We start from the raw sequence: 8,468 nt of genomic DNA, 5'->3' as shown, positions 1-8,468 counted from the left end.
CATCGTAGTAGATGATACCGCCCACTTTAGTGAAGGGTATGGTGCCGTTAATGCGTAAGTTTTGTAGGGTTCCCGGACTAATTTGAAGCCCTTGTGTAGAGTAAGGCTTTCTCTGGTTGATTTTTCTTTTTTCGAACAAAAAAGGAAATTGAAAATGTTTGTTTGCTGCGCATAACCAATTCTGTTTAATTAAACACTGATTGAATTACGAAAGTCAAACAAGATTTATCTCTAGGAGATACATCACTAATTTACAAAAAGGAACTCACGATTAACTCACGATTAAGGGAAATAACTCACGATTAGCTCACGATTTCCTTAACATTCTTTGTATTAAATTAGCATCATAAAAAAAGGTAACTATATGTATTTCATATAATTACCTTTTATTTGTGTTAAATTCACTTTAACAGTTCGTCGGGATGAGAGGATTCGAACCTCCGCTCTCGCGCCCCCCAGACGCGCACTTTAACCGGACTAAGCTACATCCCGAAATTTCAGGGTGCAAATATAAATATTTGGATTAGATACTAAAGACTTTAGACTAGAATCTATTACACTTATTAACTAGATACATAAAATTAAAATAGTTATAGAAAATAATTAATAAGCAGCCTGTTTAACTTAATTATTTAAAAATTACAACGATATAGTTTGTTGATTATGAATTTTTTGTAACTTAATAAGAGATAAATGTTGAATTCCTCAATCTCGTATATTATGAAACTTTCACTTATTACTTTACTTTTTTTGATCTCTATTTCATCGAGTACTAATCAGATATTCCCAAAACAGGATAACGATGAGTTAATCATAGGCACCTGGGAACTCCAAGGTTTTTACCATTATGATGGAAATGAAATAACAGATACCGTACCCACTACAGATGGTTATCGCCAAATTAAAATGTATACAAAAGATCATGTTATGTGGACACGCTATGTGCCCAAAGACTCTGTTGAATGGTTTGGTTACGGTAGCTATGTAGCATCAGAAGATCAACTTATTGAAACGCTTGAATATGGCTCTGAAAGTATGATGAATGTAATTGATACGCTAAGAATATTTACATTCGAACTTCAGATTTCTGAAAATGAATACAGTCAAATCACTGTTGATGAAGAAGGTAATCGAATATTTTCTGAAAACTATAAGCGTATTGAATAGTTATTTTTCAATTTGCGCTACTTCCTTTTCAGTAACCATTTTTGATGATGTATTGTTCCAGGAATTCAGGATGTAATTCATAACATCTGCCACTTCATCATCATATAAGCCCAACGGAGCCATAATACTCGTGTAGATGGCTCCGTTTACTTTTACTTCTCCTTTTAGGCCATATTTTACAGCTTTTATGGCTTTCACTCTGTTTTCAAGTAAAAAGTCGGCTTGTGCTAGAGGAGGAAACGTGCCGGGTATACCTTCTCCTGTTTCCATATGGCACTGCATACAAAAGTCTTCGTAAACAACTTTGCCTCGTTTCATACTTGCTGTAAGTAAAGTGTCTTGTTGTATGGATATATAGTTTGCACTGAATGTTTTTTCAGGTTTGTTTTGAATACAAACAAACAGCAATAAAATACTCGATGCCATAAGAATTAAAGTCTTCAATTTTTGATGAGTTTCACAATTCCTACTCCTTCAACACCTACATATACAAAGCCATCAGGACCTTGAACAACATTACGCACACGGCCAATACCGTCTAGTAGTTTCTCTCTTTTAACTACCTTATCATTTGCTAAATAAAGTGCTTCGAGATAAACAAATTTGAGAGAACCTACTAATATATTTCCACTCAACTCAGGATATTTATTTCCGGTTACCAGAGCCATTCCGCTTGGAGCAATAGAAGGAACCCAATAGTAAAGAGGCTGTTCCATACCTTCTTTTTTAGTTTCGTCTGTTATAGCTGTGCCGCTATAATTAATACCGTAAGTAATCACAGGCCAACCGTAATTAGCTCCTTTTTTGATTACATTAATTTCATCACCACCGCGTGGACCGTGCTCATGAACCCATATTTCTTGAGTTTCAGGATGAATAATCATTCCCTGCGGATTGCGATGCCCATAGGACCAGATGGCCGCTTTGGCATTTGCTTGTCCTACAAACGGATTATCTGAAGGAATGCTTCCATCCAGATTAAGCCGATACACCTTACCATTATCACGTGTTACATCTTGTGGGTTAACATCTCGTTCGCCGCGTTCTCCTGCGGTAAAATAAACGTGACCAGAATTATCAAAAACAATTCGGCTTCCCCAGTGTTGCCCTTTAGTAGTATTTGGTGAAGCCTTGTAAAGAACTTCTTGATCTGTTAAGCTGTTCCCGGAAAGTTTGGCTCGCATCAGTGCGGTATTTCCTCCTTTTTCGTCACCTTCGGTAGACGAGTAGGTGATATAAATCCAGTTGTCATTTGCATAATCTGGACTTAAGCGGATATCCAATAAACCTCCCTGGCCACGATTATACACTTCAGGAACTCCCGAAATTTCAGTTTTAACACCTTCTTTGAAGTGAATAAGCTCGCCAGATTTTTCAGTAACGAGCAAACTTCCGTCAGGTAAAAAAGCCATTCCCCAGGGATTTATTAGATCTGGAACAATAACTTCATGACTATATGCTTCAGAGACTGTTATAGGAATATCATTTGCTTTAACCTCTTTTGGGTTTTGACCGCAGGCTAAAAATGTAGTAAGTAATGCAAGGAATACAAGTGTACCTTTTTTCATATCAATTTATTTGATTTAAAAATAATCAAAACAAACTTCAATGCAATTTTTTTACACACCTATGTCTGTAAATTTGCAATGTTAATAACGACTTATAATTGTGCTTTGTAACTTTTTATAAAGTGTCTTTAAAGAAGTATTTTTGTAAGAATATTTAATGCCTTTTTGTGGCTTCTTAATTTTGATAGAGGTCTTTTATTTAAAATTCCACATGGTGGACTAAAATAATTTATATGTCAGTAGAACGAATTAAATGTCTAATTATAGGATCTGGTCCTGCAGGATATACCGCTGCGATTTATGCTTCGCGTGCAGATTTAAAGCCTGTGATGTATACCGGAATGGAGCCTGGTGGGCAATTAACTACAACCACAGAGGTTGATAACTTTCCCGGTTATCCAGAAGGAATAGATGGACCTACTATGATGGTGCAACTGCAAAAACAAGCAGAACGTTTTGGTACCGAAGTGCGTATAGGGATGATCACTAAGGTTGAATTTTCTTCTGAAATAGGTGGTATTCACAAAGCAGTTGTAGATAATACAACTGAAATTGAAGCAGAAACCGTAATTATATCAACTGGAGCTACAGCTCGTTATCTCGGGTTGCCTAGTGAGCAAAAGCTGCGTGGTGGTGGTGTATCGGCTTGTGCAGTTTGTGACGGATTTTTCTATAAAAAACAAAACGTCGCCATTGTAGGTGGGGGTGATACCGCTGCAGAAGAAGCAACCTATCTTGCAAATATATGTGAGCATGTTACTATGTTAGTGCGTAAAGATGAGATGCGTGCTTCTAAAGCAATGCAACACCGCGTAAATTCTCGTAAGAATATTACTGTTTTGTACAATACTGAAGTTGACGAAGTATTAGGTGAGCAAGTTGTTGAAGGGCTTAGAATGATCAATAACGAGACTAAAGAAATTTCAGAAATTGAAATAACCGGTTTATTTATCGCTATTGGACACAAGCCCAATACTGATATTTTTAAAGGCCAGTTAGAAATGGACGATACGGGCTATATCATTACCGAAGCTAAATCTACTAAAACTGCTAAGCCTGGAGTTTTTGCCAGTGGAGATGTGCAAGATAAAGAGTATAGACAAGCAATTACCGCTGCCGGGTCTGGCTGTATGGCTGCTTTAGATGCAGAACGTTATTTAGCGTCTATAGAAGAAGAAGTAGAAGCTTAACGTTTACTTCAAATAGATTAAATAAAAATGCTCTCCATAATTGGAGAGCATTTTTTATTTGTAAAGAATGTTTTGAAACGAATTAATCTTCGTCCTCTTCATCAGAATCTTCAACAAGATCTTCATCGTCATCAGCAATTTTCTCAGGAATTTCACTGATTGGTTCTGTTAGATCTTCATCATCGTAATCGTCTACATCATAATTCTCCATAGAGGTTTCAAGTTTTTTACTCACTTTAACCAGATAGATGGTATCTGCAGTACGAACTTCAACACACTCGATGAGTTCATTTTTTGCATTTTTAAAAGATATGATTTGATCATCATCATATCCGTAGGGGTACTTATCAACCAAGAGTGCTAAAATCTCAGGGGTAAGCTTCTTAAAATCAACAATAACGCGACGCATAAATAGTTTTTAATAATTGGTGCAATGTGTGGTTAAATGTAAAAAAAAACGATTGGGTTCTGCAAGACTAATCAATTATTTCTTGCTTAAATTTTTATAATAGTCAAAAGCATTAAAAATCAGTTCGTTTGAAACTTCCTGATTTAGTACCGGTTTGCCTATAGCATCAAGGAGTACAAAATAAATGATGCCATGACTGTTTTTCTTATCGTATTTGAGCAAAGTAATGATCGCTTCAATATCTTTTTCTTCAAAATTCACATAAGGATAAAAGCTTAATATAGCTTTAGAAGTTTCATTGCATGTTTCCTTATCTAAAGATCTAAGTGCTGTAGAAAGAAAGTTAGCTAAAACCATTCCTACAGAAATGGCCTCACCATGAAGTAAACGAGTTTTATCTTTACGTTCCATAAAATAAGACTCAATTGCATGCCCCAGTGTGTGGCCATAATTGAGAGTTTTTCTAATATTCTGCTCAAACGGATCTTCTAAAACTACCTCATTTTTGATAGCGATAGACTGTCTTATCAATTCTCCCAGACTTTCAAGCTCAGTATATTTAGCCTCCTTCACCGCATTCCAGTAGCTTTCAGAATGTATAAGCCCGTGTTTCAACATTTCAGCATAACCACTGCGCAATTCTTCAATAGGGAGCGTGCCTAGATAATTAGTGTCAACTAAGACCATTTCGGGATTACTAATAACTCCTATTTGATTTTTTAAAGGACCAAGGTCTACTCCGGTTTTTCCACCTACGGAAGCATCAACCATCGCAAGTAGAGTAGTGGGTATATTAATAAAATCTATACCTCTTTTAAAGCAACAAGCCACAAAACCTCCTAAATCTGTAACTACGCCACCCCCAAGATTTACTAAAGCGCTTTTACGATCGGCATTCAGTTCAGATAAAACATTCCAGACTCCTTCGCACGTTTCTAAATTTTTAAATTCTTCGCCGGGATCAATCTCAATGATTTCTATAGTCTGGGTAGTTTCAAGGTTTTGAAGAAAAGAAGCTAAACAATATTCGTGTGTATTACTGTCAACCAGAATAAATAGAATGCTATAATCTTTTTCTTTTAATAAGATATTTAGATTCTCATAGCCATGAGCACCAAAAACTACCTTATAATCCTTTGCTTGAATTGCTTGCATGTTAAAATTATTTTGGGCTGTGAAATTAATATCTTTTTATAATAATCCCTTTGCGATTTAGCTATATTTGACGCCTAATTTTTCAATATGTTAGAACAAAGAATATTTGATGATACAAAAACTGCTTTTTCTTTAAAATCAGATAGTGAACTGACTCGTGCCTATTATTTGTTTAAAATGATATCGCTTCAGCCATTAGTTAAAGTAGGATCGGTTGTTACAAATTTTGCTCTAAATGCAAATTTACCAATAAAGAGACTGGTTAAGGCTACTGTATTTGATCATTTTTGTGGAGGCGAAAGTGAAAAAGATTGCACGGATACAATAGAAGCAATGTATTCTAAAAATGTACATTCGGTGTTAGATTTTTCTGTAGAAGGAAAGGAAACAGAACAACTTTTTGACGCCGCATTAAAGAGGGTGGTAAGCATTATCGATTTTGCTAAAGATAGAGCAGGTATTCCTTTTGCTGTTTTTAAGCCTACAGGCTTTGGAAGGTTTGAAGTTTTGCGTAAAGTGACTGAAAACGAAAAACTATCAGACAAGGAGCGAGCAGAATGGAAACGTATTCAAGAACGATTTCATGAAGTTTGTAAAAAAGCAAAAGCTTGTGATATAAAACTACTCATAGATGCTGAAGAAAGTTGGATGCAGGGAGCGGTAGATGATTTGGTTTTAGAGATGATGCAAACATATAATAAAGAAAAACCTATTGTATTTACAACCTTACAATGTTACCGCTGGGATCGTTTAGCATATCTCAAAGAGTTACATCTGGATGGTATTGAAAAAGGATATCATTTAGGAGTTAAAATTGTTCGTGGAGCTTATATGGAAAAGGAACGAGCTCGTGCAGATAAGCATGGTTATGCTTCTCCAATTTGTAAAGATAAACCCGAGACAGATGCGCATTTTAATGCGATGCTGGTTTATATCTTTGATAATCTTGATGATATTTGGGCCTTTGTAGGAACTCACAATGAAGAGAGTAATTATCTGGCTATTGAAATAATGGCACAAAAGGAAATTGCTAACGACGATCCTAGAGTCTGGTTTGGTCAACTTTATGGAATGAGTGATCACATCAGTTTTAATCTTGCAGAAGCAGGTTACAATGTAGCTAAATATTTGCCGTTTGGCCCTGTTAAAGATGTAATGCCATACCTAATTAGACGTGCTGAAGAAAATACTTCTGTTGCCGGTCAGACAAATAGAGAACTTACCTTAATCAAGGAAGAATATAAACGAAGAAAACACAAGAAATAATTTTAAGAAAAAGTAAAAGCTTGATAAGGGTATTGAGCTTTTACTTTTTGAAAACTGTTTTACTATTTTCTTTTAACTGTTAAAACTTCAAACTTTTCATCACAAAGCTGTAAAGTTGTAATGATTGGGGTTGGCATTGTCTTTTGAGAATGTATGGTGTAGAGACCACAAGGTTTTTTTTGAGTATCACTAGTACTAAAATCTACTTCACCTTCTAAGAAAACCGTATTGAGATCAGTAGTATCTAATTTTAAAGCGCTGAGTTGTCTCTCGGCATTTTCAGAAATGGAATATCCGTTATTTCTAATGGTTTTTAAAACGCGAGCATTTGGCATATAATCACAAGAGGGTAATTCTACACCACTACCTTTAATAAAAAAAGCCAGTAAAATAAGGCCAATTGCAAAGCCACCCAGATAAAAACCGAATCTATATAAAACTTTCATGTAATTTATTAAGAATTAAAAAAACAAGAGATTAATATCTCTGAACGGAAGATCAAACCACTCTGCAACAGATTTGCTAGTTAGAATTCCACGGTAAAAGTACAACCCGTTTTTTAAACCTTTGTTCATACGCAGACTATTTTCTAGTCCTCCATGTTCACCAATTTCCAGAAGGTATGGTGTGAAAATATTACTGATTGAAAGTGAGGATGTTCGGGCATACCTGGAAGGGATATTAGGGACGCCATAATGAATAACACCATGCTTTTTAAATGTCGGCTTATCATGAGAAGTAACTTCACTGGTTTCAAAACAACCGCCCATATCGATACTTACATCAATAATAATAGAGCCCGGTTTCATATATTCGATCATGGTTTCGGTAACAATAATCGGTGAGCGATCATTACCTCTAACTGCTCCTATAGCTACATCGCACCGTCTTAACGACTTTAATAAGTTTTTTGGTTGAATGGTAGAAGTATATAGGGGTCTCCCCACATTTACCTGAAGATTACGCAGCTTTGTCAACGAATTATCAAAGACTTTTACATTGGCACCAAGACCTAGCGCCGATCGAGTGGCAAATTCACCTACAGTTCCGGCACCAATAATAACAACTTCAATAGGAGGGACACCACTTATATTCCCAAACATCAACCCATTTCCTTCGTCTTGCCGAGACATTATCTCAGAAGCGATGAGCACGGATGCAGTCCCGGCAATTTCACTTAATGCTCTAACGGCAGGGTAGGTGCCATCTGCATCTTTTATAAATTCAAATGCGAGTGCTGTTATGCGTTTAGTGGCGAGAACTTTGAAATACTCTTTTTTTTGAGTCTTAAGTTGAAGAGCAGATATAAGTACTGTCTGAGGGTTAACCAGTTCGAGTTCTTTTAGAGAAGGCGGTTCTACTTTAAGAACCATTGGGCAACCAAATACCTTAGAACGATCTGATGTGATTTCTGCTCCAGCTTCAGAATAATCATGATCTGTAAAACGAGCATCTTCACCAGCTTTAGATTCCATTAAAACCCGATGACCGTGCGCTACTAAAGCTCCTACTGCATCTGGAGTGAGACACACTCGTTTTTCCTGAAAATGATTTTCTTTAGGAATTCCTATAAAAAGAGAACCTTTGCGTTGCTCTATCTCAAGTTTTTCTTCCTGAGGAATAAGTTGTTCGCGTGTAAACGGACTGTTTGAAATCATTTTAAAAATTATGGAATACTAGACTTCAAAGTAAGTATAAATATATTGAATAGAA

The 8,468-nt window shown here is 36.1% G+C and carries 9 protein-coding genes, 1 tRNA gene and 1 pseudogene; 3 read left to right on the top strand and 8 right to left on the bottom strand.

The genetic code is table 11. From position 1 onward, the window contains the following. Positions 1-88: pseudogene (locus tag DSM03_RS19300) on the bottom strand (helix-turn-helix domain-containing protein); the annotation flags it as partial. A 329-nt stretch (positions 89-417) separates the two neighbouring features. Then, positions 418-492: transfer RNA gene (locus DSM03_RS08995), tRNA-Pro, on the bottom strand. 228 nt (positions 493-720) lie between these two features. On the opposite strand from DSM03_RS08995, the gene DSM03_RS08990 reads away from it, so the two are divergent. Then, positions 721-1,167 carry a hypothetical protein gene (locus tag DSM03_RS08990; protein WP_128760775.1) on the top strand — a complete coding sequence of 149 codons (447 nt, stop codon included), beginning with the start codon at positions 721-723 and terminating at the stop codon, positions 1,165-1,167. On the opposite strand, the gene DSM03_RS08985 is transcribed toward DSM03_RS08990, so the two are convergent. Next, positions 1,168-1,611 carry a c-type cytochrome gene (locus DSM03_RS08985; protein WP_236638789.1) on the bottom strand — a complete coding sequence of 148 codons (444 nt, stop codon included), beginning with the start codon at positions 1,609-1,611 and terminating at the stop codon, positions 1,168-1,170. Next, positions 1,608-2,735: a PQQ-dependent sugar dehydrogenase gene (locus DSM03_RS08980; RefSeq protein ID WP_128760776.1), complete on the bottom strand. Its 1,128-nt coding sequence runs from the start codon at positions 2,733-2,735 to the stop codon at positions 1,608-1,610. Before DSM03_RS08980 ends, DSM03_RS08985 begins: the two co-directional genes overlap by 4 nt. A 233-nt stretch (positions 2,736-2,968) precedes the next feature. Between DSM03_RS08980 and trxB the strand changes: the two genes are divergently transcribed. Further along, the gene (gene trxB / locus DSM03_RS08975; protein ID WP_420813129.1) at positions 2,969-3,925 is read left to right on the top strand and encodes a thioredoxin-disulfide reductase; all 957 of its coding nucleotides are present in this window, start codon (positions 2,969-2,971) and stop codon (positions 3,923-3,925) included. 82 nt (positions 3,926-4,007) lie between these two features. On the opposite strand, the gene DSM03_RS08970 is transcribed toward trxB, so the two are convergent. Together DSM03_RS08970 and aroB are read right to left on the bottom strand one after the other, a co-directional pair. Beyond that, positions 4,008-4,334, bottom strand: coding sequence for a hypothetical protein (locus DSM03_RS08970; RefSeq protein WP_128760778.1), 327 nt, complete (start codon positions 4,332-4,334; stop codon positions 4,008-4,010). A 75-nt stretch (positions 4,335-4,409) separates the two neighbouring features. Next, entirely contained in the window at positions 4,410-5,489 is a 1,080-nt protein-coding gene (aroB, locus tag DSM03_RS08965) for a 3-dehydroquinate synthase (RefSeq protein ID WP_128760779.1), read from the bottom strand. Positions 5,490-5,576: 87 nt separating this feature from the next. On the opposite strand from aroB, the gene DSM03_RS08960 reads away from it, so the two are divergent. Next, entirely contained in the window at positions 5,577-6,755 is a 1,179-nt protein-coding gene (locus DSM03_RS08960) for a proline dehydrogenase family protein (RefSeq protein WP_128760780.1), read from the top strand. 62 nt (positions 6,756-6,817) lie between these two features. Here DSM03_RS08960 and DSM03_RS08955 read toward each other — a convergent pair whose 3' ends face one another. Together DSM03_RS08955 and DSM03_RS08950 are read right to left on the bottom strand one after the other, a co-directional pair. After that, entirely contained in the window at positions 6,818-7,201 is a 384-nt protein-coding gene (locus DSM03_RS08955) for a hypothetical protein (protein ID WP_128760781.1), read from the bottom strand. Positions 7,202-7,216: 15 nt separating this feature from the next. Continuing rightward, complete coding sequence (locus DSM03_RS08950; protein WP_128760782.1) at positions 7,217-8,413, bottom strand: alanine dehydrogenase; 1,197 nt, start codon at positions 8,411-8,413, stop codon at positions 7,217-7,219. Positions 8,414-8,468 lie beyond the last annotated feature (55 nt).

This window comes from Leeuwenhoekiella aestuarii, from assembly GCF_004104055.1.
GTDB classification, from domain to species: Bacteria; Bacteroidota; Bacteroidia; order Flavobacteriales; family Flavobacteriaceae; genus Leeuwenhoekiella; species Leeuwenhoekiella aestuarii.
The sequence above is the reverse complement of the archived record's forward strand: the minus strand, read 5'-3'. Positions and strand labels throughout refer to the sequence as shown.

Coding starts and splice junctions, on each gene's coding strand:
- DSM03_RS08990 (WP_128760775.1), top strand. CDS start 721: ATGAAACTTTCACTTATTACTTTACTTTTTTTGATCTCTATTTCATCG.
- DSM03_RS08980 (WP_128760776.1), bottom strand. CDS start 2,735: ATGAAAAAAGGTACACTTGTATTCCTTGCATTACTTACTACATTTTTA.
- trxB (WP_420813129.1), top strand. CDS start 2,969: ATGTCAGTAGAACGAATTAAATGTCTAATTATAGGATCTGGTCCTGCA.
- DSM03_RS08970 (WP_128760778.1), bottom strand. CDS start 4,334: ATGCGTCGCGTTATTGTTGATTTTAAGAAGCTTACCCCTGAGATTTTA.
- aroB (WP_128760779.1), bottom strand. CDS start 5,489: ATGCAAGCAATTCAAGCAAAGGATTATAAGGTAGTTTTTGGTGCTCAT.
- DSM03_RS08960 (WP_128760780.1), top strand. CDS start 5,577: ATGTTAGAACAAAGAATATTTGATGATACAAAAACTGCTTTTTCTTTA.
- DSM03_RS08955 (WP_128760781.1), bottom strand. CDS start 7,201: ATGAAAGTTTTATATAGATTCGGTTTTTATCTGGGTGGCTTTGCAATT.
- DSM03_RS08950 (WP_128760782.1), bottom strand. CDS start 8,413: ATGATTTCAAACAGTCCGTTTACACGCGAACAACTTATTCCTCAGGAA.